The 25,280-nt window shown below is 63.1% G+C and carries 22 protein-coding genes and 3 tRNA genes; 12 read left to right on the top strand and 13 right to left on the bottom strand.

All coding sequences use genetic code 11. From position 1 onward, the window contains the following. Positions 1-60 precede the first annotated feature (60 nt). The 4 genes from gyrA (at position 61) to E3T38_RS08415 (ending at position 3,365) form a co-directional block, all read left to right on the top strand. Positions 61-2,625 (top strand): DNA gyrase subunit A, encoded by a 2,565-nt coding sequence (gene gyrA / locus E3T38_RS08400; RefSeq protein ID WP_241984390.1) that lies wholly within the window; start codon positions 61-63, stop codon positions 2,623-2,625. Then, on the top strand, positions 2,618-3,022 hold the full coding sequence (locus E3T38_RS08405) for a DUF3566 domain-containing protein (RefSeq protein ID WP_104197278.1): 405 nt from the start codon (positions 2,618-2,620) through the stop codon (positions 3,020-3,022). The genes gyrA and E3T38_RS08405 overlap by 8 nt, the downstream gene beginning before the upstream one ends. Positions 3,023-3,159: 137 nt before the next feature. Continuing rightward, positions 3,160-3,233, top strand: a tRNA-Ile gene (locus tag E3T38_RS08410). Between the two features lie 59 nt (positions 3,234-3,292). Then, a tRNA-Ala gene (locus E3T38_RS08415) sits at positions 3,293-3,365 on the top strand. Between the two features lie 198 nt (positions 3,366-3,563). On the opposite strand, the gene E3T38_RS08420 is transcribed toward E3T38_RS08415, so the two are convergent. Beyond that, positions 3,564-4,088, bottom strand: coding sequence for a hypothetical protein (locus E3T38_RS08420; protein ID WP_134547827.1), 525 nt, complete (start codon positions 4,086-4,088; stop codon positions 3,564-3,566). A 152-nt stretch (positions 4,089-4,240) separates the two neighbouring features. Here E3T38_RS08420 and E3T38_RS08425 point away from each other — a divergent pair, with 152 nt between their 5' ends. Both E3T38_RS08425 and E3T38_RS08430 read left to right on the top strand, forming a co-directional pair. Continuing rightward, positions 4,241-4,780: a peptidylprolyl isomerase gene (locus tag E3T38_RS08425; protein ID WP_104128760.1), complete on the top strand. Its 540-nt coding sequence runs from the start codon at positions 4,241-4,243 to the stop codon at positions 4,778-4,780. A 164-nt stretch (positions 4,781-4,944) separates the two neighbouring features. Beyond that, positions 4,945-5,643, top strand: a complete 699-nt coding sequence (locus tag E3T38_RS08430) for a rhomboid family intramembrane serine protease (RefSeq protein WP_370449009.1) — start codon at positions 4,945-4,947, stop codon at positions 5,641-5,643. A gap of 160 nt (positions 5,644-5,803) precedes the next feature. Here the strand turns inward: E3T38_RS08430 and E3T38_RS08435 are convergent, their stop codons facing one another. Beyond that, entirely contained in the window at positions 5,804-6,049 is a 246-nt protein-coding gene (locus E3T38_RS08435; protein WP_104197275.1) for a cell division protein CrgA, read from the bottom strand. 80 nt (positions 6,050-6,129) lie between these two features. Between E3T38_RS08435 and E3T38_RS08440 the strand changes: the two genes are divergently transcribed. Genes E3T38_RS08440 through E3T38_RS08445 form a run of 3 tightly spaced genes read left to right on the top strand, consistent with a single transcriptional unit; the run spans position 6,130 to position 7,754 of the window. Next, entirely contained in the window at positions 6,130-6,948 is an 819-nt protein-coding gene (locus E3T38_RS08440; protein WP_134547829.1) for a class E sortase, read from the top strand. A gap of 9 nt (positions 6,949-6,957) precedes the next feature. Then, positions 6,958-7,119 carry a hypothetical protein gene (locus E3T38_RS16715; RefSeq protein ID WP_166805475.1) on the top strand — a complete coding sequence of 54 codons (162 nt, stop codon included), beginning with the start codon at positions 6,958-6,960 and terminating at the stop codon, positions 7,117-7,119. Continuing rightward, positions 7,116-7,754, top strand: coding sequence for an aminodeoxychorismate/anthranilate synthase component II (locus E3T38_RS08445; protein WP_134547830.1), 639 nt, complete (start codon positions 7,116-7,118; stop codon positions 7,752-7,754). Before E3T38_RS16715 ends, E3T38_RS08445 begins: the two co-directional genes overlap by 4 nt. Before the next feature lie 188 nt (positions 7,755-7,942). On the opposite strand, the gene pknB is transcribed toward E3T38_RS08445, so the two are convergent. The 7 genes from pknB to E3T38_RS08480 form a co-directional block, all read right to left on the bottom strand. Continuing rightward, positions 7,943-9,637 (bottom strand): Stk1 family PASTA domain-containing Ser/Thr kinase, encoded by a 1,695-nt coding sequence (gene pknB, locus E3T38_RS08450; RefSeq protein ID WP_134547831.1) that lies wholly within the window; start codon positions 9,635-9,637, stop codon positions 7,943-7,945. Positions 9,638-9,715: 78 nt separating this feature from the next. Beyond that, positions 9,716-11,425, bottom strand: coding sequence for a protein kinase (locus E3T38_RS08455; RefSeq protein WP_134547832.1), 1,710 nt, complete (start codon positions 11,423-11,425; stop codon positions 9,716-9,718). Further along, entirely contained in the window at positions 11,422-12,873 is a 1,452-nt protein-coding gene (locus E3T38_RS08460) for a penicillin-binding protein 2 (RefSeq protein ID WP_134547833.1), read from the bottom strand. The genes E3T38_RS08455 and E3T38_RS08460 overlap by 4 nt, the downstream gene beginning before the upstream one ends. After that, positions 12,874-14,259, bottom strand: a complete 1,386-nt coding sequence (locus E3T38_RS08465; RefSeq protein ID WP_241984371.1) for an FtsW/RodA/SpoVE family cell cycle protein — start codon at positions 14,257-14,259, stop codon at positions 12,874-12,876. It lies immediately after the preceding gene. Beyond that, entirely contained in the window at positions 14,252-15,481 is a 1,230-nt protein-coding gene (locus tag E3T38_RS08470) for a PP2C family serine/threonine-protein phosphatase (RefSeq protein ID WP_134547834.1), read from the bottom strand. The genes E3T38_RS08465 and E3T38_RS08470 overlap by 8 nt, the downstream gene beginning before the upstream one ends. A 3-nt stretch (positions 15,482-15,484) precedes the next feature. Further along, entirely contained in the window at positions 15,485-16,036 is a 552-nt protein-coding gene (locus tag E3T38_RS08475) for an FHA domain-containing protein (RefSeq protein ID WP_134547835.1), read from the bottom strand. Further along, positions 16,033-16,791 carry a DUF3662 and FHA domain-containing protein gene (locus tag E3T38_RS08480; protein ID WP_134547836.1) on the bottom strand — a complete coding sequence of 253 codons (759 nt, stop codon included), beginning with the start codon at positions 16,789-16,791 and terminating at the stop codon, positions 16,033-16,035. Before E3T38_RS08480 ends, E3T38_RS08475 begins: the two co-directional genes overlap by 4 nt. A gap of 347 nt (positions 16,792-17,138) precedes the next feature. Between E3T38_RS08480 and E3T38_RS08485 the strand changes: the two genes are divergently transcribed. Together E3T38_RS08485 and E3T38_RS08490 are read left to right on the top strand one after the other, a co-directional pair. Beyond that, a tRNA-Leu gene (locus tag E3T38_RS08485) sits at positions 17,139-17,222 on the top strand. A gap of 218 nt (positions 17,223-17,440) precedes the next feature. After that, on the top strand, positions 17,441-18,385 hold the full coding sequence (locus E3T38_RS08490) for a cytochrome b/b6 domain-containing protein (protein ID WP_134547837.1): 945 nt from the start codon (positions 17,441-17,443) through the stop codon (positions 18,383-18,385). On the opposite strand, the gene E3T38_RS08495 is transcribed toward E3T38_RS08490, so the two are convergent. Next, entirely contained in the window at positions 18,382-19,149 is a 768-nt protein-coding gene (locus tag E3T38_RS08495; RefSeq protein WP_198417329.1) for an EI24 domain-containing protein, read from the bottom strand. The genes E3T38_RS08490 and E3T38_RS08495 overlap by 4 nt on opposite strands. 204 nt (positions 19,150-19,353) lie before the next feature. Between E3T38_RS08495 and E3T38_RS08500 the strand changes: the two genes are divergently transcribed. Further along, a complete protein-coding gene (locus tag E3T38_RS08500; protein WP_134547838.1) occupies positions 19,354-19,989 on the top strand; it encodes a hypothetical protein in 636 nt (211 codons plus the stop codon). A gap of 31 nt (positions 19,990-20,020) precedes the next feature. Here the strand turns inward: E3T38_RS08500 and E3T38_RS08505 are convergent, their stop codons facing one another. From E3T38_RS08505 to E3T38_RS08515, 3 genes are all read right to left on the bottom strand, one after another. Beyond that, positions 20,021-21,217, bottom strand: coding sequence for an MFS transporter (locus tag E3T38_RS08505; protein ID WP_134547839.1), 1,197 nt, complete (start codon positions 21,215-21,217; stop codon positions 20,021-20,023). 94 nt (positions 21,218-21,311) lie between these two features. Then, positions 21,312-23,840 carry an excinuclease ABC subunit UvrA gene (locus E3T38_RS08510; protein ID WP_174775223.1) on the bottom strand — a complete coding sequence of 843 codons (2,529 nt, stop codon included), beginning with the start codon at positions 23,838-23,840 and terminating at the stop codon, positions 21,312-21,314. 190 nt (positions 23,841-24,030) lie between these two features. After that, positions 24,031-25,212, bottom strand: coding sequence for an acyl-CoA dehydrogenase family protein (locus E3T38_RS08515; protein ID WP_134547841.1), 1,182 nt, complete (start codon positions 25,210-25,212; stop codon positions 24,031-24,033). Positions 25,213-25,280: the final 68 nt, after the last annotated feature.

The following is a 25,280-nucleotide window of genomic DNA, read 5'->3' on the forward strand; positions in this document are numbered from 1 at the left end:
TCCGACTCAACCAACCCGGACGCGACGGCTGCAACCGCGGCCGCTGCGGCAGCCCACCTCGTGCAGCACGGCAAGATCGACCAGGTCGACCTTCAGCTGGAAATGCAGCGTTCCTACCTCGACTATGCGATGAGCGTCATCGTTGGGCGCGCGCTGCCCGACGTGCGCGACGGTATGAAGCCCGTGCACCGACGTGTGATTTACGCCATGTTCGATGGCGGCTACCGGCCGGACAAGGCCTTCTCCAAGTGCGCCCGCGTCGTCGGAGACGTCATGGGGCAATTCCATCCACACGGTGACTCGTCGATTTATGACGCGCTCGTGCGTCTCGTTCAGCCGTGGAGCCTGCGGTATCCGCTCGCCCTCGGCCAGGGCAACTTCGGTTCCCCGGGCAACGATGGTGCTGCAGCCCCGCGGTACACCGAGACCAAAATGGCCCCGCTGGCCATGGAAATGGTTCGGGACATCGACGAGGACACCGTCGATTTTCAGGACAACTACGACGGACGTACCCTCGAACCGACCGTGCTGCCTGCCCGCTTTCCGAACCTGTTGGTCAACGGTTCGGTAGGAATCGCAGTTGGTATGGCCACCAACATTCCACCGCACAACCTGCGTGAGGTTGCCGCCGGTGCTCAGTGGTATCTCGAAAATCCCGACGCTACGCGCGATGAGCTGCTTGAAGCGCTGATTTCCCGCATCAAAGGACCTGACTTTCCCACCGGCGCCCAGATTCTGGGTGTCAAGGGTATCCAGGACGCCTATCGCACCGGGCGTGGCTCGATCACCATGCGGGCGGTCGTGAGTATCGAAGAGTTGCAGGGCCGCACCTGCCTCGTCATCACCGAACTGCCCTACCAAGTGAACCCCGACAACCTCGCGATCAAGATCGCTGACCTGGTCAAGGACGCCAAAGTCACCGGCATTGCGGACATCCGCGATGAGACCAGTGGTCGCACCGGCCAGCGCCTTGTCATCGTGCTCAAGCGCGATGCCGTCGCCAAGGTCGTGCTGAACAACCTCTACAAGCACACGCAGTTGCAGGAGAACTTCGGCGCGAATATGCTCGCCATCGTCGACGGCGTACCGCGTACGCTCGCCCTCGATGGTTTCATCTCGGCCTGGGTCGCTCACCAGGTCGAGGTAATCGTTCGGCGCACCCAGTTTCGGCTGAACAAAGCCGAGGCTGATGCGCACATTCTGCGCGGCTACCTCAAGGCGCTGGACGCCCTCGATGAGGTGATCGCGCTCATCCGTCGCTCGAACACGGTCGACGACGCCCGCGAAGGCCTCATGGCCCTCCTCGACGTCGACAAGTTGCAGGCCGACGCGATTCTCACCATGCAGCTGCGTCGCCTCGCCGCCCTCGAGCGCCAGAAGATCATCGACCAGGCTGCCGAACTCGAACTGCAGATCGCGGAATTCAAGTCGATCCTGGCCAGCCCCGAACGCCAGCGAACGATCATCAGTGAAGAACTCGCCGAGATCACCGCAAAGTTCGGCGACGACCGTCGCACCGAGATCATGTTCGGTTTCGACGGCGATATGTCCGTCGAAGACCTCATCCCCGAAGAGGAGATGGTCGTTACCGTCACGCGCGGCGGCTACATCAAGCGCACCCGCAGCGACAATTACCGCAACCAGCACCGCGGCGGCAAGGGAGTCAAGGGCGCCCAGTTGCGCGCGGACGACGTGGTCGAACACTTCTTCGTCACCACTACGCACCACTGGCTGTTGTTCTTCACTAACACCGGCCGGGTTTACCGGGCCAAGGCCTATGAAGCCCAGGAATCCGGCCGCGACGCTAAAGGCCAGCACGTGGCCAATCTGCTCGCGCTGCAGCCCGGGGAGGAAATCGCGCAGATCCTCGATATTCGCGACTACGAGGTGGCCCAGTATCTGACCCTCGCTACCCGCGACGGCTTGATCAAGAAGACTACGCTCAGTGAGTACGACACCAACCGCACCGGCGGCATCATCGCGATCAAGCTGCGGGAAGGCGACGAGCTCGTGTCCGCCCTGCTGGTTGAAGACGACTCCGACCTGCTGCTCGTCTCTCGAAAGGGCATGTCGATTCGCTTCACCGCGACCGACGAAGCATTGCGCCCGATGGGTCGCAGCACGTCCGGCGTGATCGGAATGCACTTTCGCGGTGAGGACAACCTGCTGGACGCATCCGTTATCAACGACGATGGTTATGTCTTCGTGGTGACAGAGGGTGGTTACGCCAAACGCACCGCCGCTGACCAATATCGCCTGCAAAATCGTGGAGGCCTCGGGATCAAGGTGGCAAAGCTCAACGACGATCGTGGTGACCTGGTCGGATCGTTGATTGTGAACCCCGAGGATGAGGTCCTTGTGGTTCTTGCCAGTGGCAAGGTGGTACGCTCTGACGTCGCTGAGGTTCCGGCCAAGGGTCGGGACACGATGGGCGTTGTATTCGCGAAGTTCGCGGATGACGACCGAATCATCTCCATCGCGAAAAACATCGAGCGTAATCTGGTCGCCACCGACGAAGAAGGCGCTACGGATGCCGATGCACCAGCTGGTGCCATCGGCACCACTGATGCGGAGGACGCTGTTCCAAACGCGGATTCAGGGAAAGTAGAGACACCGAATGAGTAGCGTTGCCGAAAAACTCGCCAAAAAGTCAACTCGCAAGACCGCGAGCAAGCAGGTTCGCCTCAAACTGGTCTACGTCGACTTCTGGTCGAGCGTAAAACTGTCATTCCTGGTGGCGATTTGCCTTGCCATCGTCACGATCGTGGCGACCTTCCTCACCTACACCGTTTTGGTGCAGACCGAGGTGTTGACCACGGTCGACGAGCTGTACGCAACCGTCGCGGGAGAATCGGCCGATCTGGCCGCCATCCTCTCGATCGGCAATGTCATGGGCTTCGCCGTCGTCGTGGGCGTGCTGAACATTGTCGTGATCACCGCCCTCGGTGCCATCTACGCCGTTCTGTACAACTTGAGTGTCAAAATCACCGGCGGCCTCCTCGTCGGCTTCACCAACAACTAATCACTTTTTGCGGGATTGAGGGCTGTTTTCACCCTAAAACAGCCCTCGTAAGCCGAATTCACGTCGTTTCTCCTTCGGGAGGATGCCTCGATTTCAGGTTCCGGCCAGATTCCGGTAGTCTTCAATCTGCTCAAGAGGGGGATATAGCTCAGTTGGTTAGAGCGCTTCACTGATAATGAAGAGGTCCCAGGTTCAAATCCCGGTATCCCCACGCAGTACCAGATTCACTCCGAACCCAGCGCTTGCGCTGAATGTTCGGCCTGAGAAATCGGGGCCATAGCTCAATTGGTAGAGCGCCTGCTTTGCAAGCAGGAGGTCCGGGGTTCGATTCCCCGTGGCTCCACAGTTCAGGCACAAGGCTCGTCTTCGGACGGGCCTTTCGTGTACCGTGCGGTGTCGAGTTGTCGTTCGCCAACGCCGGGCAGCCACCTGTAGTGCTCCTCTACAGCCCGCAGCAGAGCCGTGTTGGCTGATACAGCGCTTAACGCGGCAGAGCCCACATCCGATGGATGCGGGCTCTGCTTGAGCTGGTGGCGTTCGCCTAGTCTTCCTGCGTGCCTGGTTCGACCTCATCATCGGTGACCCAGAGCTCGTCGTCGGCGCGAAAAGTCTGCCAGACGGCATACGCGACGCCTGCGGCGGCGACCACGGCCAGGCCGAGGGCGAAGTACGTCCCGGCACCAGGGCCCTTCGGTTCGACCACAACGGGCTTCTGAAAGCGGATGCGGCCGAGCGCAGCCCGCACGCGGGCGTCGCGTGCAACGTCGCCGACAGACATGACCGTTCCGATCGCGGTTCCGATTCCGGGTAGGACATCGTTGACCACGCGGCGTCGTACACCGTCGGCGACGTCGTGGGTAGCGTTCACGCTCGGCCGAACGTAGTGGTCATAGCCCTCGCGAACGCGCGGACCGACCTCTTCCCGCGCGAGAACGCCGGCGTGGTGACCGGCTTGGCGAGCGAGAACATTGGCCCGCTCCAAAACCTCTTGTTGGTGGCTCCATAATTCGTCTGCGCTTTTACGCAGCCGAGTGAGTTCCTTGCGGCGCTTGCGTGACAGGCTCATCTAGACCCTCCATCGATGTCGTGTGGCGAATGTATATCCATCTTGCCACTGAGTGCCCATCATGCTACTCAATCTTCGTCTTACCAGCGAATGCACTGGGAGCGCACGCTGGGAGTCAGATTCGGTGGAGATTGCTGTGCAAGAATCGGGGTATGTCTAAGCACACCGCTGTCGCCACCCTGAACACCACCCTCGGACCCATCAAGGTCAACCTCTTCGGCAATCACGCGCCGAAAACGGTGAAGAATTTCGTCGGTCTTGCAACCGGCGAAATCGAGTGGAAGCACCCCGCAACGGGCGCCGCCTCCTCTGCGCCGCTCTATGACGGAACCATCTTCCACCGCATCATCAAAGACTTTATGATTCAGGCCGGTGACCCGCTCGGCCAGGGCACCGGTGGCCCGGGCTACCAGTTCGATGACGAAATCAGCCCCGACCTCGACTTCACCCAGCCCTACGTGCTCGCCATGGCAAACGCTGGAATCCAGGGGGGCCACGGCACGAACGGCTCGCAGTTCTTCATCACCGTCGTTCCGACCACTTGGTTGCAGGGTAAGCACACCATCTTTGGTGCTGTCGAAGACGAAGACAGTCGCGCAATCGTTGCCAAGCTCGCCACCGTCGCCACGGATGGGCGCGACCGTCCCCTCGAAGATGTTTCCATTCAGAGCGTTTCTGTCGAGTCCGTCTAACCAGTATCCCCGTACAGAGAATGAATGATCTGCCGGTCTCGGCGGCGAATTTTTGTTACCGCCATCCGGGGCGGCAGAGCTTCATTCTGTGTCAACGTTGCGGCCGCACCATCTGTACCGAGTGCCAAACTCAGGCTGCTGTCGGGGTTATCTGCCCTGAGTGCATGAAAATCCAGCGTAAGAACGCGCCCCGCACCAAACCAGCCGTGCTCACCAGATTGACCGGCAGTGGCCAGCCGACGGTCACGTATGCCCTCATCGCGCTGACCGTATTCATGTTCGTGCTGCAATGGATCCCGGGCCTCGGGATCACCCAGCGATTCGCCTACGTACCAGCTCTCACCATCGTTGAGCCCTGGCGCATGTTGACCAGTGTCTTTTTGCATTCGCAGGGCGGACTGCCGTTTCACGTGCTGCTGAACATGTACGCGCTGTGGTTATTCGGTCCGATGCTGGAGGGAATGCTCGGCCGCGGACGTTTTCTGGCCCTGTATCTGATCAGCGGGTTCGCTGGTTCGGTCGGTGTTCTGGTTCTGGCGCCCTCCACCTCCGTCGTTGGAGCATCAGGGGCTCTATTCGGGCTCATGGGTGCGTTCCTGATCATTCAACGCGGTCTGGGTGGAAATTCGAAGCAACTGCTGGTGCTCCTCGGTATCAACGTTGTCGTGAGCTTCATTCCCGGTATCGCATGGCAGGCCCACCTCGGCGGCATCGTCGGGGGCGCGCTGATCGGGTTTGTGCTCATGCGCACCCGTCGACCAAACCAAAAAGGCGTGCAGATCGTTTTGATCGCGGCAGTAGGCGTTCTCTTTGTGGCTATTGCCGTACTCAGGATTTTGAGCCTGCTCGCACCGGTGGGATAGCTGGCGGCGGTAGCTCGCCGTTTCCACCTTGAGTTATCCACAGGTTTATCCACATGGGGATAATTACACCGGTGTCATTACGGCCAATACAGGGCCTCGGTGACCGGGCGATTAGCGGTCGATGAACAGTTCGCGAACGGTGGTCGGTCGAGTCGAAGAGTTAGCGCCAGCGGGTGGTCATGAGGAAGCCGATGAAGGCGATTCCAAACCCGACCAGGATATTCATGGCACCGAGCCCCGCGATAGGAAGCTGGCTGCCACTGACGTAGAACACGATGATCCAGGCCAGACCGAGCAGCATGAAACCGAACATGACCGGCTTGAACCAGACGGCGTTGGGCGCGTCCTCGTTCGAGCGGGCAACATCGGTGCGGGCGGACCGGGTGCGAGGATTCTTACGTGCCATCCTGCGATCCTAGCGTCTTCGCCTGTTTGAGTGGACGTGACGCGGGGGCTGGATGCCAATCAGATCGGTAGACTCGTTGTATGTGTCCTTTGGCAGATGATCCCATCGAGATCGTCAGCAAGCGCCCACGCCGGGCGAAATCGAGCAAGATCACTGTCATCGGCGTGCTGGGCGAACTTCTCATCACCGCAGGTATCCTCGTGTTGCTCTTTCTGGGCTGGCAGCTTTGGTGGAATGACATGATCATGGCGAACTCACAGACCTCAGCTGCAAGTGAGATCAGCCAGGACTGGATCGAGCAGAACACGTCAACACCGAGACCCGTTCCCATCGTCGATCCGGCCGAGCCGAGTACCGTACCGGTCTCCGTCGACAACGGAGAGCCGGTCGTGGCCGCCGTTCCAGCTAACGCCACAGCTTTCGCGGTGCTGTACGTTCCCCGTTTCGGAGCTGACTATCACCGCACCATTGCCGAGGGCACCGGCCACGACGTCTTGAACAGCAATCGACTGGGCATTGGGCACTATGCAGGCACGCAAATGCCGGGGGAGGTGGGCAACTTCGCCCTTGCCGCCCACCGCAGCGCTTTCGGCGGAGGTATGCATCTGATCCATGAACTGCAGCTCGGGGACGCCATATACGTTCAGACTGCCGACGGGTACTACACCTACCGGTATCGCGATACCGAGTACGTGGCACCTTCGCAGGTACAGGTGCTGGCATCCGTTCCGAACCGTCCCGACGCGAAGGCCATCGACCGCATCATCACCCTGACCAGCTGCAACCCGCTCTATTCCACCGCGGAACGTATCATCGCTTACGGCGTGCTCGAATCGTGGCAGCCGCTCGAGTTCGGCGCTCCCGCCGAACTCGCACCGATCATCGCAGCACAGGGCTAGGAGGCTTCCATGTACGCAGCACTATGGCGTGTTCTTCCCGGACCAATATGGATGCGCATTATTCTTGTTCTGATCCTGCTGATGGCCGTACTGGCCGCACTGGCCACTTGGACGTACCCGTGGATCGACGGCATTCTCAACAACCAGGAAGCGACAGTGGGCGGCTCATGACCCGTATTCTCGTGATCGACAACTACGACAGTTTTGTCTATACGCTCAACGGCTATCTGATGGAACTCGGCGCGGAGACCGAAGTCGTGCGCAACGACTCTTTCGAAAAAGTGGATGCCGTCTCCCGCCTCGCCGACTTTGACGGTGTTTTGATCTCGCCGGGTCCTGGTAAGCCGTCGGACGCTGGTGTGTCCATTGCTGTCGTCGAAGCGGCTCTGACCACCGACCTACCCCTGTTCGGCGTCTGCCTTGGCCATCAGGCCATCGCTGAAGCATTCGGGGCCACGGTGACCAATGCCGAAGAGCTCATGCACGGCAAAACATCGCTCATCACGCACGACGGCAGTGACTTCTACGGCGGTGTACCGCAGCCATTCACGGCCACCCGGTACCACTCGCTCGCCGTCGTCGCGTCGACCGTTCCGAGTGACCTCATCGTGACGTCACGCACGCAGGGCGGCGTCATTATGGGGCTGCGGCACGCATCCGCTCCCATTCTGGGCGTGCAATTTCACCCGGAGTCGGTGCTCACCGAGGGCGGCTACCTCATGCTCGGCAACTGGCTGGCCTTGGCCGGCCTGGAGGGTGCGCGGGAGGCCGCGAAGTCTCTGCACCCGCTGTTACGCCTCACCTGAGTCCACGCCGCGTGTTTTAGCCCTGAGCCGGGCGCCCATGCGTTTTGGCCCTGACCCGGGCAGGAAAAACGCTGGAGGCCGACAGAGTGGTATCGGTGACGGACCAGGCTGCGGGGCCCACCCTATAACCACGGGCCCAGTTTATAAACTGGTCCCACGGACGGGGCCCGGGCCCCGTCCACACGATGCTAGGTGCCGGCGCAGTAGGTCAGGGTGATCTCGGAACGTTGCGGGACGTCGCCGGGCGCCAGCGACTGAGCTTTGATCGGGGAACCGGATTGCTGGGCGCAGGTGTAATCCGCCTGCGAATCCGGCATGAGGCTTTCATTGCTGACGAGGTCGATCGCGGCCACGAGGGACTGGCCGGTCAGGTCGCCGAGGGTGACGAGCCCGCTTGAGACGGTGTAGTTCACGATGACGCCGGAGAACTCGGATGCGGCGGCCGCCGGATCGGTGCGGATGACCACGTCGACGGCCACGGTTGGCGAATTCTCGGCGGTGACCGATCCGGAAACGAGACCGAGCCCTTCGATCGCGGCCTGGGCATCTGCTATGGGTTGGTTGGTGACGTCGGGAACCACAACGGGTACCGGGCCGGTCGAGACGAAGATCTTGATCACGTCCGAAGGGTTGACGATGGTGTCGGCCGGAGGGTCGGTGCGAATCACCTGATCGGCGGGCACCGTGGTACTCGACTCTTCAGCACGGGTGGCCGCGAGATCCAGGTCGAGAAGCGCGTTTTGGGCCTCATCGTAGCTCTGGCCACTGAGTGAGGGCACCTTTCGTGAGCTGTCGGGCAGTTCCACGGACGGTTGCAGGTTCGCCACCCAGATCATGACCGCTACGACGATGACGACGACGCAGACGATTCCAGCCCAAACCCAAATCACCGGAGGGCGCCGCTGGGTGCGCACCATAGTCGGATCTTCGGAGAGCTGCTTGAGGGCCAGGGCCGAACCGGTCACGGCGGTGGGCGCGGCGCCGAAGAGTCCGGCGCCGACCTCTTCGCCGGCGTGATGGACTGGAATCTGGCCGGATCCGGCGGTCTCGACATCGCCCCGAAACTCGACGGCGCTCTGATATCGGGCGAATCGGTCCTTGGCCAGGGCGTGCAGCACGACCGAGTCAAGGGCCGGCGACACTCTCGGGTTGAGCGCAGACGGTTTGACCGGCATCTCACTGACGTGCTGGTAGGCGACTGCGACGGGCGTGTCACCGCGAAACGGCGGTCGACCGGTGAGCATTTCGAACAGCACCACACCGGTCGAATAAAGGTCGGTGCGCGCATCGACGGACTCACCCTTGGCCTGCTCGGGGGAGAAATAGGCAGCGGTGCCAAGGATTGCCGTGGTCTGGGCGACCGTCGTGGCCGAGTCGGAGATAGCGCGGGCGATGCCGAAGTCCATCACCTTCACTTGGCCGGACTTGGTGATCATGATGTTGCCTGGTTTGATATCGCGGTGTACGACGCCCGCCCGGTGCGAGTATTCGAGAGCGGTCAGAACCCCGTCGATGATGCGCACAGCCTCTGCGGGTTCGATCGCACCCTCACGGATGATGTCCTTGAGCAGCCGGCCGTCGACGTGTTCCATGACGATGAACGGAATCTGCGAGTCGTGACCCGACTCATCGGTGACGGTTTCCTCACCGGCATCGAACACGCGCACAATCGTGGGGTGCGCCATCCGCGCGGCGGCTTGCGCTTCCTGGCGGAAGCGGGTGCGAAACGCGGGATCGGCCGCGAGGGTCGACTTGAGCAGTTTGATCGCTACCGTGCGACCGAGCCGGGAATCGGTGCCGATGTGCACATCGGACATGCCGCCACGGCCCAGCAGGGCCCCGACACGATAGCGACCGGCGATCAAACGACCAGAGTCAGCCACGTACGCACTCCCCCACAATCAGACACCGTATTCGGGTTGGACACAGTGACCGCTACTTTACCGCACGGAATTGGGGAGTTACTCTCCGAGGGCAGTGTCACCAGTGACGAGCACTTCGGCAGGCGGGGAGAATGCAGAACTGATCTGGCCGCAGAAATAGCGGAACTTTACCGTGAAGTTTTCTGTACCGGCGGTGATCGTGGCCGTAGTCGTTTGAGCGTTGGACGGGTTTACCGAGGTGATCACGGCGGCACCGCCCTCCGTGGCAATCTCATAGCCGGCCAGCGTTTGGCCGGTCGGGCAGGTCTGGGCGTTCCAAGTCACGGTGACGGTACCTGCCGGAGCGGCCGGTGACGGTGTGGCGGTCGGGGCTGCTGTTGGCGTGCTCGGCGTGGCAACCGGCCCATAAGTGGTGAGGGTGATCGTTGAGCCGGCCGGAACGGGGCCTCTGGGGTTGACCAGGTACACCCGGTCAACGTCTTCCTCGGTCGCAGCCGCGTTACCGGGTTCGACGTCAGCTGCAAATCCCATGTCGACGAGCAAGGCGGCGGCCTCGGCGCTCGGCTTTCCGATGAAGTCGTCGGGATTGACCGACGTATTCGTCGGTGTCGGTGTCGGTGTCGGCGTTGGGCTCGGCGTCGGTGTGGGCGATGGCGTGGGTGTCGGCGACGGCGTCGCCGACGTCTCGGCAGGAACCGGGGTCTCATTGTTCTGGGTGAACAGGGCGATGAGCGTGCCGGTGAGTACGATCACCAGCAGCGCGACGAGAGCGATGAGCGGCCAGGTCCACTTGCTGCGCTTCTTTTCCTGTGCCTCTGCAGCAGCAGTGGAGGCGCGCGTGGTGGGGGCACCGTTGGCCGGAAGAATGGTCGTGGCCGAATCGGCGCCGGCACCGGGCATGAGCATGGTGGCACTGGTGCCCGTGAGACCGCCCAAAATCGAGGGCACGGCCACGGCGGCCGCGGCCACATCACCACGACGCAGAGCGGATGCCGCGCGCGCCAGGTGGGCCGCCGATGCCGGCCGGTCGGCCGGGTTCTTGGCCAGGCAGGCGAAGACCAGGTTGCGCACCGGTTCGGACACGGATACCGGCAGGTCGGGCGCGATCTCATTGATCTGCGCCATGGCGATGGCGACCTGCGACTCGCCCGTGAACGGACGTCGGCCGGCGAGGGACTCGTACGCGACGATACCGATCGAGTAGATATCGGTGGTCGGTGAGGCCGGGTGACCGCTGGCCTGCTCGGGTGAGAGGTACTGCACGGTACCCATGACCTGGCCGGTCGCGGTGAGTGGCACCTGATCGGCGATGCGGGCGATGCCGAAGTCGGTGATCTTCACCCGTCCCTCTGGCGTGATGAGCAGGTTGCCCGGCTTGATGTCGCGGTGCACAAGTCCCGCGGCGTGGGCGGCGTGTAGTGCGGCCGAGGTTTGCGCGACAATGTCGAGCACCTTGTCGGTCGGCAATACGTGTTCGCGTTCGAGAATGGTGGACAGGGCTTCGCCGGGAACAAGTTCCATAACGAGGAAGGCGCTGCCATCTTCCTCGCCGTAGTCGAAGACATTCGCAATGCCCTCGTGGTTGACAAGCGCGGCGTGGCGGGCTTCGGCGCGGAAACGCTCCAGAAAACCGGGGTCACCGAGGTACTCGTCCTTTAAAATCTTGATGGCGACGCTTCGTCCGATGACGAGGTCGGTGGACTTCCACACCTCGCCCATGCCGCCGATCGCAATGCGCGACTGCAGCTCGTATCGTCCCCCGAAGGTGAGGCCTGCTGTGGGTCTCATTTGTTAAGCACCGCCTCTAGTACTTTCTTTGCGACAGGCGCGGCAAGTTTGTTGCCGAACCCCGTTTGTCCTTCTCCCCCACCGTTCTCTACAAGAACGGTGATGGCGTATTGCGGATCGTTCGCCGGTGCGAAACCGGTGAACCACAGTGTGAACGGATCCGTTGAACCGTTTTGCGCCGTGCCTGTTTTTCCCGCCACGTCAACCCCATCTATTCTTGCATTGCTTGCCGCACCATCCTGAACGCCGTTGACCATCATCGCGGTGATCGTCGCGGCGGTTTCTTCGCTCATCACCCGCCCGAGTTCGGTCGCTTCAAAGGTTTGGATGGCGCTGAGGTTGGGGGCGAGAATCTCCTGCACCAGGTTGGGCGCCATCACAACACCGCCATTGGCGATGGCGCCGCTGACCATGGCCATTTGCAGCGGTGTCGCCGTCACGTCGAACTGGCCAAACGCCGACTGCGCGGTCTGAGGGTCATCGAGCCCGCGTGGGTACGTGCTCTTGGATACGGTCATTGGAATGCTGTGGGTGCTGTTGAAACCGAATTTTTCGGCGGTCTCACGAATGGTCGTGTCGCCCAGCTCGACACCGAGTTCAGCGAAGGGAATGTTGCAGGACAGCCGCAGTGCGGTCGCGAGGGTAACCGTCTCGCCGGCGCCACAGGTTCCTCCGCTGGAGTTCTCGATCACACTCGTTGTGCCGGGGGCCATGTAGACGGATGGGTTCAAAAAAGTACTCTCCGGGGTGTAGTTGCCCGATTCGAGCGCGGCCGTGGTGACGACGAGTTTGAATATTGAACCGGGAGGGTTGAGCGAATTGATCGCCCGGTTGATCAGTGGATCGTTCGGGTCGGCCACCAGGGCGTCATAGCTCGCAGTGACCTCGGCGTTGTTGTGCACCGTGAGCAGGTTCGGGTTGAAACCCGGTTTGGAGACCATCGCCAGGATGCGACCGGTGGCGGGCTCGGTGACGACGACGGATCCGGTGTAATCGCCGAGCGCATCCCACGCCGCTTGCTGGGCGATTGGATCAATGGTCACCTCGACGGCAGCACCCTTTGGGTCCTGGCCGGTGACAAGGGCGCTGATCTTGTCGAAGAATTGGGAGTTTGACGTACCGGTGAGCTCGCTATTGAGGGCGAACTCAAGCCCGGTCGGTTCGCCATTGATTGGAATATACCCGGTGATCGGCGCGTAGAGCTCGGGGTTGGTATAGGTGCGCAGAAACTTGAAATCATCGTCGGCCGGCATCGACTGCGCGATCGGCTCGCCTTTGACGAGGATGGCACCGCGTTCAACCTGGTAGCTGTCGTAGAGCGTGCGGGTGTTGCGTGGGTCGGCCGACAGGTTGTCGGCCTGGAAAGCCTGCACGACCGAGGTGGAGCTTAGAAGGGCGACGAACATCAGCATCACGACGATGCTGACACGCTTGAGTTCGCGGTTCACTTAGACCACCAGCCTGGGTTGATTGCGCACGGTGTCGGAGAGTCGCAGCAACAGGGCCGCGATGATCCAGTTGGCTACGAGCGATGAGCCACCGGCGGCCAGGAACGGGGTGGTCAGGCCGGTGAGGGGGATGACCCGGGTGACACCGCCGATGACAATGAAGCACTGGAGAGCCACGACGAAGGCGAGGCCGACAGCGAGCAGCTTGCCGAAGTCATCCTGTCCGGCGAAGCCGATGCGGAACCCGCGGGCGACGAACAAAAGGTACAGGGCGAGGATGGCAAACAGACCGGCGAGCCCAAGCTCCTCGCCGAGGCTCGCGATGATGTAGTCACTCTGAGGTACCGGGGTGATCTCTGGGCGACCCTGGCCCCACCCGGTGCCGAGCAGGCCGCCCTTGGCGAGGCCGAACAGGCCCTGCACCAGCTGAAAGCTGCCGCCCTTGGCGTTGTAGACATCCGGGTTGAGCGCATCGAGCCAGTTGGTGAAGCGTCCATTGACGTAGTTCAGGGTCTGGCTGGCAATGACGGCGCCACCAAGGAACAGGCCCATACCAATGATGACCCAGCTGAGGCGGCCGGTGGCGAGGTAGAGCATGACCAGGAACAGGCCGAAGTAGAGCAGGGCGGTACCGAGGTCGCGCTGAAAGATGATGACCGACATCGACAGGGCCCAGACGACGAGAATCGGGCCGAGGTCACGGAAGCGAGGAAAGCGGGCACCGAGAATCTTCTTGCCAACCATTGAGAGACTGTCGCGGTTGCGCACGAGATAGCCGGCGAAGAACACGGCGAGGGCGATTTTGGCGATCTCACCGGGCTGGAAGGTAGCGAAACTGCCGAAGCGGATCCACACCCTGGCACCGCTGATCTCCTGGCCGAGGCCGGGAATGAGCGGTAGAAAAAGAAGGAGCACACCGACGAGGCCGGCGATGTAGGTATACCGAAACAGCACGCGGTGGTTTCGAATGACCAGCAGCACGACGATGGCGCTGAAAATAGCCAGGGCGCTCCACACCGTCTGGCGTACGGCGGCACTCTCCCAGCCGCCCTGCTGGTCGGCAATGTCGATGCGATAGATCATGGCAATGCCGATGCCGTTGAGCACCGTTGCGATCGGCAAGATGAACGGGTCGGCATCGCGGGCGACGAACCGCAGCACAACGTGCAGGCTGATCACCAGAATGGACAGGCCCGCGCCGAGCAGCACGAGGGTCGGGTCGAGTTCGCCGAGCGCGCCGAGTTGCACGAGCACGACCGCGCTCGCGTTGATGAAGCACGCGATCAGGAGCAGAAACAGTTCGAGGTTGCGCAGCTTCTGCGGCAAGCGCAGGCGACGTACCGGCTCGGTCGCCGCTTGTGCCGAAGGAGCGGATGCCTTACTCAACGATTGCGCCCTTCAATCGTTCAATGATGTCCAGGGCGTCGGCCAGGGAGTCGGCGTTGATGGTTTGCTCGACCTGCTGGCGGTCGTAGACGCGCAGGTCAGAGAGATTGAGGTCGGTATGTTCGTAGACACCAGACAGTTTGATCGGGCCGATGTCCTGCTGCACACCCTGATAGATAGCGACGTTGGAACCGTCAGCGCCCACGAAGTAGCGGGTCTGGGTCCATTGGTAGCCGAGAACGGTGGTCGTGACGATGCTGAGCACCAACAGAATGACAGCGACCAGCCAGGTGCCCTTGCGGCGGCGGGCGCGGCGGGCATCCTCTTCGATCAGCTCGGACAGGTAGTCCTGAGAATCGGGCTCGAAATGCGTTTCACGCACCGGGTGGAGGCGGAGGGCCGGGATGCGCAGGGCTCGATTGCGGCTGGGCTCCTCACCGAACGCGAGCGGATTCGCTGCGGAGCCGACAACGACCGGGCTGTCGGTGCGAGCGACGCCCGCACCGATGTCGACGATGACGACGGTCACATTGTCGGGAGCGCCGCCGTCGAGGCTTTCTTTGACGAGAAGGTCGGCGACATCCTGCGCATTCGCCCCGCTCGCCAGAGCTGAGGCTATGGCGTTGTGGGAGACGACGCCGGTGAGACCGTCGGAGCACAGCATCCAGCGGTCGCCGGCGATGGTGGCGAGGATGGACGTGTCGATCTCGGGGCTCGCCTCCACGTCGCCGAGAACGCGCATGAGCACGGAGCGGCGCGGGTGCACCATGGCTTCAGCCTCGGTGATGCGTCCGCTGTCGACCAGACGCTGCACGAAGGTGTGATCGACGGTGATCTGAGACAACTCGTTATCGCGCAGCAGATAGATGCGCGAGTCGCCGATGTGCGCGATCGCGACCTCGTTTTCGAGTACGACAATAGCGCTGACGGTGGTGCCCATGCCGGTGAGTTCGGCGTGCTCGAACACGGTCTCAGCCAGCTGGGCGTTGGCGCCGATAAGGGCGGCCTGCAGGGCGAACTCGGCGTCTTGGGCGCTCGCGTATGGTTTGTCGGCCTCGATGATGCGCTTGGTGGCGATCGCCGACGCGACGTCACCGCCGGCGTGGCCGCCCATGCCGTCAGCAACCACGAACAGGGAGCGTCCAGCGTAGCCGGAGTCCTGGTTGTTGGAGCGAATCTTGCCGACGTGGGACGCGGCTGCGCTGTGACTTACGGTCGCCATGACCTACCGCCGAAGCTCGAAGCTGGTGGCGCCGATCTTGACGGTGGCGTTCAGGGGAATTTTGGTCGGAACGGTGACGCGGGAGCCGGCCAGGAAGGTGCCATTGGTGGAGTCGAGGTCTTGCAACATCCACTCATCGTTCCAGAGCATGAGGCGTGCGTGGTGTGTGGAGGTGTAGTCATCGCGGATCACCAGGCTGGAGTCGCTCGAGCGCCCGATCGTGATGGTGTCGGTGCCCAACGGAAACTCGGTACCGGCTTTCGGGCCGCTCGTGATAACCAGACGGGTGGTGTTGTGTGCGGTAGCCATTCCAGCGTCGGTAGCCGGACTGGCGCGCGCTACCGGCGCAGTGAAGGCGGCGGACGGAACGGGAACTGCAGCGGGAACAGCGGATAGCGGGAAAGCAGGCGCGGGGGTGGCATCTGTTTTCAACTTGCGCACGCGCTGCCCGAACAGGTCGCTGCGCAGGGCGTAGACGATGCCGAAGATGAACATCCAGAGCAGCAGGAGAAAGCCGAAGCGCAGCACCAGCAGGGTGAGTTCACTGACGTTCATGCCGTCGGCCCCCAGAATCCGCCCATGTCGTGGCGTTCGGTGGCCGGATCGACCGATGGTGCGGCGCGCGGGTACTCATGGGAGTCTGGCGAAGCCTGAGCGAGGACGCGAAACACGATGCGGGTGCGACCGATCGTCACGATCGAGTCGGGCTCGAGAATGGCTTGGCTGACGGGAGCGCCGTTGAGCTGGGAACCGTTGGTGGAGCCGAGGTCGCGCACTTGCGCGCGGGCGCCGTCCCAGAGGATTTCGACGTGGCGGCGCGAGGTGCCGGTATCTTCGACGGTGATATCGGCGTCAGAGCCGCGCCCGATCACGGTTCGGGACTTGACCAGCGGGTGCCTGGTGCCGTTGATGTCGAGCACTGGGGTCCAGGTGACGCTGCTCTTGACCGAGCTGGAGTCGATCTGCACCATGCCCTCGCTGAGGCTACGGTCGTCTTGCAGGGTGATCGTGATGCCGCCGGTGAACTGGTAGCGCTGTTCGGCACCGTGTTTTTGCACGAGGGCGGTGAGCTCGTCGAGAAGGGTGACGCCGAGCGCGCTCATACGGGCGTAGTCCGCGTGGGACATGCGCACGGTGAAGCGATTAGGCGCGAGGATGCGATCCCGCGAGACTACTGCGGCCTTGGTGTCGAGCTCACGACGCAGCGCGGAGGTGATCTCCACCGGCTGCAAGCCCGATCGAAAGGTCTTGGCGAATGCTCCGTTGACGGCGCGTTCCAAGCCCTTTTCAAAGTTATCCAGTATGCCCACAGGTCTCCCGATCCGGTCCGTTTGGCTATGAGCATGTTACTTGTCTCGCGTGACAACCCACCTTGGGGGCGCAAACGGCACGAACAGTCATACTACCCGCGGAGCGTCCCTGACCGAATTCCGCGCGCGTTCGGGGCATTCCGTGGGACTTTTTTGTAGGTGGCGTGGCCACACGGGTATCCGTTGGCGGCGATGGTGTCGGCGCGCCAGTTACCGGCCGGGGCGCCAAGTGTAGGTGGCGCGGCCAACGGCATCGGGCGCGCTCACGCCGGATACGGCCCGCAGGAGTGAGCGACGGGCCCCCGAATGGCGCTGACCCCTCTCGTAGTGTTAGCATTCCTAAGTTCGCGCGAGTGGCGGAATTGGCAGACGCGCTGGCTTCAGGTGCCAGTGTTCGAAAGGACGTAGGGGTTCAAGTCCCCTCTCGCGCACAGCGGATGGGTGCGGATAGCCGTACAATCCATGCGAACAGTCAGGGCCTTCGAGAAATCGGAGGCCCTGTGTCGTTAAGGAATCATCAGTCCCCGTGCAAAGAGCCCTCGCCGCCGACAATATGACCTACCGCGTCAGCGATCGACACCGGAGGCAGACGGGCAAGTAACCTTACGAGGACGCTGTGGGAATCCGCCCGAGCGCGGAACGGATCACCATGACGACGGGTGCCTCTCGGCTGAGCCTGGTTCGGCCGAACCGGTGGTTTTGGCTCGCCTGGGTTGTGCCTGCCGTGCTCGTCACTCTGGCACTCGTTGTGCTCGCGGCAAATGGGATTCGTGGCCTTCCGCAAGTCGAATCGTTTATGCGTAGCTACCCCGGTGTCTCGACGCACCTCGCCGCGACCCCGGTTGGAATACCGGCCTGGCTGGCCTGGCAACACGGTCTCAATGCCTTCTTCATTCTGTTCGTCATTCGTACCGGCTGGCAGGTGCGTACGACTAAACGTCCGTCCATTTTTTGGACGCGCACGAACACCGGGTTGTTCCGAACGAAGAATCCCCCGATTCGAATCACCCTCAACCTCTGGCAGCACATCGTCTTCGACACCCTCTGGGCTGTCAACGGCATACTCTTCTATGTTCTGCTGTTTGCGACCGGTCAATGGCTGCGCCTGGTGCCCACCAACTGGGACGTCTTTCCCAACGCGGTGTCGGCCGGCCTGCAGTATGCCTCGCTCAATTGGCCGACCGGCACCGGCTGGGTGTACTACAACGCCCTCCAGCTGCTCAGCTACTTCGTCGTGGTGTTCATCGCGGCGCCGATCGCGCTCGTGACCGGCCTGCGCATGTCCCCGGGCCTGTCCGCCCGGTTTCGCCGCCTGGATCGCGTCTTTCCGTTGCCCGTTGCGCGCAAACTGCACTTTGCGGTGCTGATCTTCTTCGTGGCGTTCATTGTCATTCACGTAACCCTCGTGCTCACGACCGGTGCCCGTGCAAACCTCAACCACATGTATGCCGCGCGCAATGATGACGGATGGACCGGCGTCTGGATCGTCGTTGCCGCGCTGCTGGTCACGGCCGGAATTTGGGCGGGCGCGCGTCCGGTAGTCGTGCGTGCAATCGCGGCTCGCAGCGGCCGCATCATTCACCGGAAGCGCTAATCCGCGGCACGTTTCGACGCGAGCAGGTCCCGGCTGAGCATGGCCGCGCCGGCCGCCGCTGCGGGCATCACGATGACGGCCGCGCCGGGAATCAGGAACAACAGGTAGGTGAGCACCCCAAAACCGAGGCTGCGGGGGCGGCGGGCGCGAAGCATCCGTCGTCGTTGTTTCAAGGTGAAACCGCGCGCATCGAAGGCGAAACCGGTGAGTTCGAGACAGAGTATCCAGCCGCCAAACAGCGCCCCGAGAACGAGCGCGAGCAGTTGGCCGAGTCCGGGGATCAGGCCGCAGAGCAGCAGTACGAGAGCGCCCAGAACGGCGAGGCCGACCAGTTTCAGGGCGTCGACCACGGAACGCAGTAGGCCGCGCGGGGTTTCGACCGGCGCGTCGCCGAGGTTGGTTTCGACCGCGCGCCAGATGCGCTCATAGAACGGGTCGCCGACGACGAGGGTTACGGCCACGAACGTGTACGCCAACAAGAGGATGCCGGCGGCCGTGACCGCCGCGGCGGCTACGACCCGCATACCCGTGCGCCACGGCTCCCCCCAGCTGCTTGCGAACGGACTGATGGCCACGGCGATGGCTTCGAGGTTGATGAGCAGCACCACGATGCCGGCGAGGTAAGCAATGCCGACGATGAACGCCGGAAGTGCGCCGAGCAGCATGAGGCGTGGTGACGTGACCCACAGTTTGAGGCCGCGACCGAGAAAACCGGCCCCGGCGAAGAACTCGCGTGAGGCGCTGGGACTCGTCGAAGGCGGCACCCTAAAACCCTAGCGCGAGGTCTGCCGGGCTGGGCTGCCGTGAACCGCCCGTGTCGCCCCGGGGTGTCGGTGATTTCGGCGGCCCACGCGGCGAGCCGGCGGCGGGACGGAGCGACCGTAGCGATTCGATGTTCCGGTGCGTGCCTCGGTTCCGTGCCCTGTACCCGGTATTCTCGAGGGAACAACAGTGAGAGGGGGGCAGTCGTGACGCACGCGCATCGGCTGCATGTCGACCTCGAGGTGCCGTGCCTGTGCTGCCTCGCGCCGCAGCCCTTTCACTTCACCTCGCTGAGTGACCAGGTGGTCTGCGCGCTGTGCGTCCGCCACCTGGGGGCCGAGAAATCAGAACGTCGCGATCTCGAGCATGTTCGACTGTGGGCCGCTCGGTGGGCGGCGTCCGAGACCGGCCACGCCGACTACGTCACCGAAACGGATGCCCTGCTCGTCGCCCGCGACGGCGATCTGACCGCACTGCGCGATCAGGTCGCTGAGCTCAGCGCCGTTGTGGCAGGCCAGTTCACGGCCGGCATCGACGGGGTGCGCGGTCTGCTGCAGAACGACCTGGTCAAGCGGGCTGAACGCAACACCGCCCTGGCCCGGCGCCAGATCGATTGGGCCATGGCCGGCATCTGGCGCATCGAAACGCTGCACCACGACTCAGCGACGCAGAAGTGTTCCTGCGGGCGCACGGCCGGCAGCTGCGCCGAGAGCGCCGCGATCGACCCCCTGCGCCAGGCGCTGCGCGACTGGGAGAAGAAGAACGTCACGCTGCTGCAGAACGGACGGCGCCACGGACTGCCCTCGGACCACCCTGCAGTGCTGGCCCAGCGCATCCGCTGAACCGGCGTGCTGTGCCGTGCAGGTGCGCGGGCTAGTGCCCGATCGATGCCGGCGTACCGAGCGGTGGACGCCGCACCAGGAACGCCGCTGGAATCGCGAACAGCGAGATGATCGCGCCGCACAGGAACGCATCGTGAATACCGGATGCCGTCGCGGAGACCTCGGAGGCGCCCTGGGTCATGAGAGCGGCCGACTGTGAGGTCATCACGGCGATGAACAGTGCGGTGCCGATGGCACCGGCCAGCTGCTGGATGGTGCCGACAACTGCGCTGCCGTGGGAATACAGCTTCGGCGGGAGCGTTCCGAGGCCCGACGTGAATAGCGGCGTGAACAGCATCGACAGGCCGACACTCATGCCAATGTGGCTGACCATGAGCATCCACGGTTGTGTGGTCTGGCCCATCATGGTCATCGCCCAGAAGGCGCCGCTGACGATGATCGACCCGGGAACGAGCAGAATGGTCGGGCCGCGGCGGTCGTAGATGCGGCCGACGAACGGCGCGAGCAGGCCCATGGTCAGCCCTCCCGGAAGCAGTAACAGCCCGGTGGAGAGTGCGGTCATGCCGAGCACGTTCTGCATGTAGAGCGGCAGCAGAATGATGGTGCAGAACAGGGCGATCATGCTGATGCTGAGCATTGAGATCGAGAGGGTGAACGTGCGCGAGGTGAACACGCGCAGATCGAGGAGGGCGCGATCGGTGCGCTGCAACTGCAGCTGGCGCAACACGAACACGATCAGGGCGAACACGCCGATGCCAAGCGGCAGCCATCCGGTCGCGGGATCAGCGCCGAGGTTGCTGAGTCCGTAGACGAAACCGCCAAAGCCGAAGGCGGAGAGAATGAAGGAGAGAACGTCGAGGGGAACCGTGCGCGGCGTCGTCACGTTCTGCATGCGCGAGGCACCGAGAATGAGCGCGCCGACAGCGATCGGCAGCACGATCAGGAACATCCAGCGCCAGTCCAGCAGGCTCAGGATGATGCCGGAGATGGTGGGGCCGATGGCTGGGGCAACCGAGATGACGATGGAGATGTTTCCCATGGTCTTGCCGCGGGAAGCGGGTGCGACGAGCGTCATGACGGTGGTCATGAGCAACGGCATCATGATGGCCGTTCCGGTGGCCTGCACGATGCGGCCAACCAGAAGCACCTCGAAGCCGGGTGCGACAGCGTTGTGCAGGGTGTGAATTATTCCGCCGCACCAGCATTGACCGAGCCGCCGCTCGTTCAGGCACTATTCATTGGAATTAGCCGCAGGGAAACCGATGAGCGAGGTGTGGGAAAGTCCGGCGGGGTGTGGGAAAGTCCGGCGGGGTGTGGGGAGGTCAGGCGAGGTGGCGGGCCAGGTAGGGGGCGGTGCGGCTGGTGGGATGGGCCGCTACCGTTGCCGGAGTTCCGGCGGAGATGATGCGGCCGCCCTGGTCACCACCGGAGGGGCCGAGGTCGATCACCCAGTCGGCGGCGGCGATCACGTCCATTTCGTGTTCGACCACGACGACGGTGTTGCCCGCGTCGACCAGGCGCCCGAGCTGCTGCATGAGCAGCTCCACGTCGGCCGGATGCAGCCCGGTTGTCGGCTCGTCGAGCAGGTAGAGCGTGTGGCCGCGCCGTGCGCGTTGCAGTTCGGTCGCAAGCTTGATGCGCTGCGCCTCGCCGCCGGAAAGCTCGGTGGCCGGTTGGCCGAGACGCAGATAGCCCAGCCCCACCTCGCGCAGGGTCTCGAGGCTGCGCGCGGCGACGGCGACGTCGGCGAGGAAGACCAGCGCGGCATCCACTGTGAGGCTGAGCACCTCGGCGACGTTCTTGCCATGGTGGGTGACTTGGAGGGTTTCGAGGTTGTAGCGTGACCCGCCGCAGGTGGGGCAGGGGGCGTAGCTTCCCGGTAGAAACAGCAACCCGACGGCCACGAAGCCCTCACCGAGGCAGGTTTCACAGCGACCGCCAGCGACATTGAAAGAAAATCGACCGGCGTTGAAACCGCGCTGACGCGCTTCGTCCGTGGCGGCAAAGGTTGCCCGAACGGCATCGAACAGCCCGGTGTAGGTGGCGAGGTTTGACCGCGGTGTGCGCCCGATCGGTTTTTGATCGACCTGCACCAAACGGTCGATGGTCTCCAGTCCGGTGACCTGCGCGATGGAAATTCGCTCGCCGGACGCCGCATCAGCAGCCGCTTCTGCCGCGGCTTCTCCAGCGGAATCCGGGTCGCCGAGGTCGAGCGCGGGCTCATCGTCGAGAGCCGGATGCAAATGCAGGCCCACGGCCTCGGCGAGAACGTGGCTGACCAGGGTCGACTTGCCTGACCCCGAAACGCCGGTGACGGCAGTGAGTACCCCGAGCGGAATCTGCGCGTCCAGCCCTCGCAGATTGTGCCGGGTGATATTGGTCAGGCCCAGCCACCCCAGCGGATGGCGCAACTTTGCTCGTGGCGCCAGATCGCGGTGGTCCGCAAACAGGTACCGTCGCGTCACGGAAGTCTCCACCTCGGCCAGTCCAGCGGTCGGTCCGCTATAGAGCACGTCGCCGCCGCCCTCACCGGCCCGTGGCCCCACATCGACGACCCAGTCGGCACGGCTGACCACGTCCATATTGTGTTCGACCACGAAGACCGAGTTGCCCGACAGCTTGAGCTGCTCGAGCACGAGAAGCAGGGGCTCCGCGTCGGCTGGGTGCAGGCCGGCGGAGGGCTCATCGAGCACATAGATGACGCCGAACAGGCCCGAGCGCAGTTGTGTGGCGATGCGCAGCCGCTGCATTTCTCCCGGCGAGAGCGTGGGGGTCGAACGACCGAGGGCCAAATAGCCAAGACCGAGCTCGAGCAGCACGTCGATACGGCGCAGCAGGTCGCTGGCCAGGGTCATGGCCACCTCCGACGCCGTATCACCCGCTACGATCGGCCGCAGAATGTCGGCGAGGGCAGTCATCGGCAGGGTGTTCAGAACGGCAATCGAGTGCCCGGCCACGGTGACGGCGAGAGCGTCGGGCTTCAGCCCGCTGCCGCCGCAGACCGGGCAGGGGCCGGTGTCGACGTAGCGCAACACACGTTGCCGTACGTTGGGGCTTTTGCTGTCGGCGAGCGTGTGCAGCACGAAGCTCTTCGCACTCCAGAAACGGCCCTGATAGGGCTTGGCGATACGATCGCGCTGCGGTACCACCTCGACTATCGGCTGCTCTTCGGTGAACAGAATCCAGTCCCGGTCGGCGCGGGACAGTTCCTGCCACGGTACATCGATGTCGTAGCCGAGCACGGCGACGATGTCACGCAAATTCTTGCCCTGCCAGGCACCTGGCCAGGCAGTGATTGCGCCATCACGAATGCTCAGCGTGGCGTCGAGCACCATCGACTCCTCGCTGACGGTGTGGGCCATGCCCAGGCCGTGGCACCGCGGGCAAGCTCCCATGGCAGTATTGGGCGAAAACGAATCCGATTCGAGGCGACCGTCTGCATCCGCCGGGTATATGCCGGCACGAGAATACATCATGCGCAGGGAATTGGAGAGCGTCGTGACTGTGCCAACGCTCGAGCGCGAACTCGGCGTTCCGCGGCGTTGCTGCAGGGCGACGGCCGGTGGCAGCCCGGTGATCTCGTCGACGTGCGGGGTATGCCCTTGTTGAATCAATCGGCGCGCATATGGCGCGACCGACTCGAAGAAACGGCGCTGCGCCTCCGCGAAGATGGTGCCGAAGGCGAGCGAGGACTTGCCAGACCCAGAGACCCCGGTGAACGCCACGATGGCATCCCGCGGTACGTCGACGTTCACATTGCGCAGGTTATTCTCGCGGGCCCCGCGCACGCGCACGAAACCAGTGCCGGGCAGGGCGGCCGGAGCCGGATCATTCGTCTCTTCCATCAGCATCCAAGTAAGAGTAGTTCGTTCGGTGGTGTGCCGCTTGGGTATAGGAGAATCAAATTCCGGTCCGGTTCTCGACCTGCCTGTCGCCATACAGAGGGAGCACGTCAGACGCCGTGTCACAAACTTCACTCAGACACCGCTGGCAAAGTAATCTCGCTGAAAGCGTGTCGGGTATCGCGAAAACACGTCGAATCTAGTGGAAGGCGCTGACCCCGGTCAGATCGCGACCGATGAGCAGAGACTGGATGCTCTCCGTGCCCTCGTAAGTGTGGATGGATTCGATATCGGCCAGGTGTCGAATGACGTGGTTTTCGAGCAGGATTCCGTTGCCGCCAAGCATGTCGCGGGCGAGAGAGGCGAGAGAACGGGCCGCGCGGGTGTTGTGAAATTTGGCGAGGCTGGCCTGGATGGGCCGCAGGGTTCCGGCCGCGTCGAGTTCGGCCAGGCGCATGCAGTGCAACTGCATCGACGTGAGCTCAGAAAGCATGAGGGTGAGGCGTTCCTGCACGATCTGAAAACCGGCGATCGGCTTGCCGAACTGCACGCGTTGCTGCGCGTAGTTGAGGGCTGCTTCGAAGACCGCGGTGGCGTGTCCTAGTGCCGACCAGGCGACACCGAGCCGGGTGGCGAACAGAATGGCGGCCGTGTCCTTGAAAGTGTGGGTGCCGGGCAGTACAGCATCGAGCGGAATCCGCACGTCGGTCAACGTGATGCGGGCCTGATGTACCGCGCGCAGGGAGCCCTTGCCCAGCATTGTCTCGCCGTGGTATCCAGGCAGGGACTGGTCCACCAGAAAGCCGCGAACGTTGTCGTCGTTGTCGCGCGCCCAGACTACGGTCAGGTCGCCGACCGAGCCGTTGCCGATCCACTTCTTCTCGCCGTTGATGACCCATTCGTCGCCGTCGCGATGGGCGGTGGTCTCGAGGCCCACCGAATCCGACCCGTGATCCGGCTCGGTCAGGGCGAAGGCGCCGAGCTTCTCGGCGCGGGCCAGCGGCACCAGCCAGGTGGCTTTCTGTTCATCGCTACCGAACATGGCGATGCTGCGCAGGGCGAGTCCGCCCTGCACGGCCACGACGGTGCCCATTGAACCGTCACCGCGCGAGATCTCCATGTTCACCAGGCCGGCGGCGAGCGGTGACATGGGGGTGAGCCCAGGCCCCTCGACGCCGTCGGTGAGTAGGTCGAGTTCGCCCAGTCGGCGAGCCAAGTGCAGCGGGTACTCCGCTTTGTCCCAGGCTTCGCTCAGTTCGTCGAGGGTCTCCACTGCAAAGGTACGGGCCCGGGTCCAGAACGCTCGATCGGCTTCGGGTACATCGGCAAAAACGCCGTAGTAATCGGTGTCGAGGGGGGCCGAGACATCGTAATCGGGCATCAGTGCCTTTCGCGGTAGCGGGGGTGATATCAGTTCTATCTGACACTGAGTCTCAGGTCAAGTGACAC

This window comes from Cryobacterium sp. Hb1 (assembly GCF_004403585.1).
GTDB classification, from domain to species: Bacteria; Actinomycetota; Actinomycetes; order Actinomycetales; family Microbacteriaceae; genus Cryobacterium; species Cryobacterium lyxosi.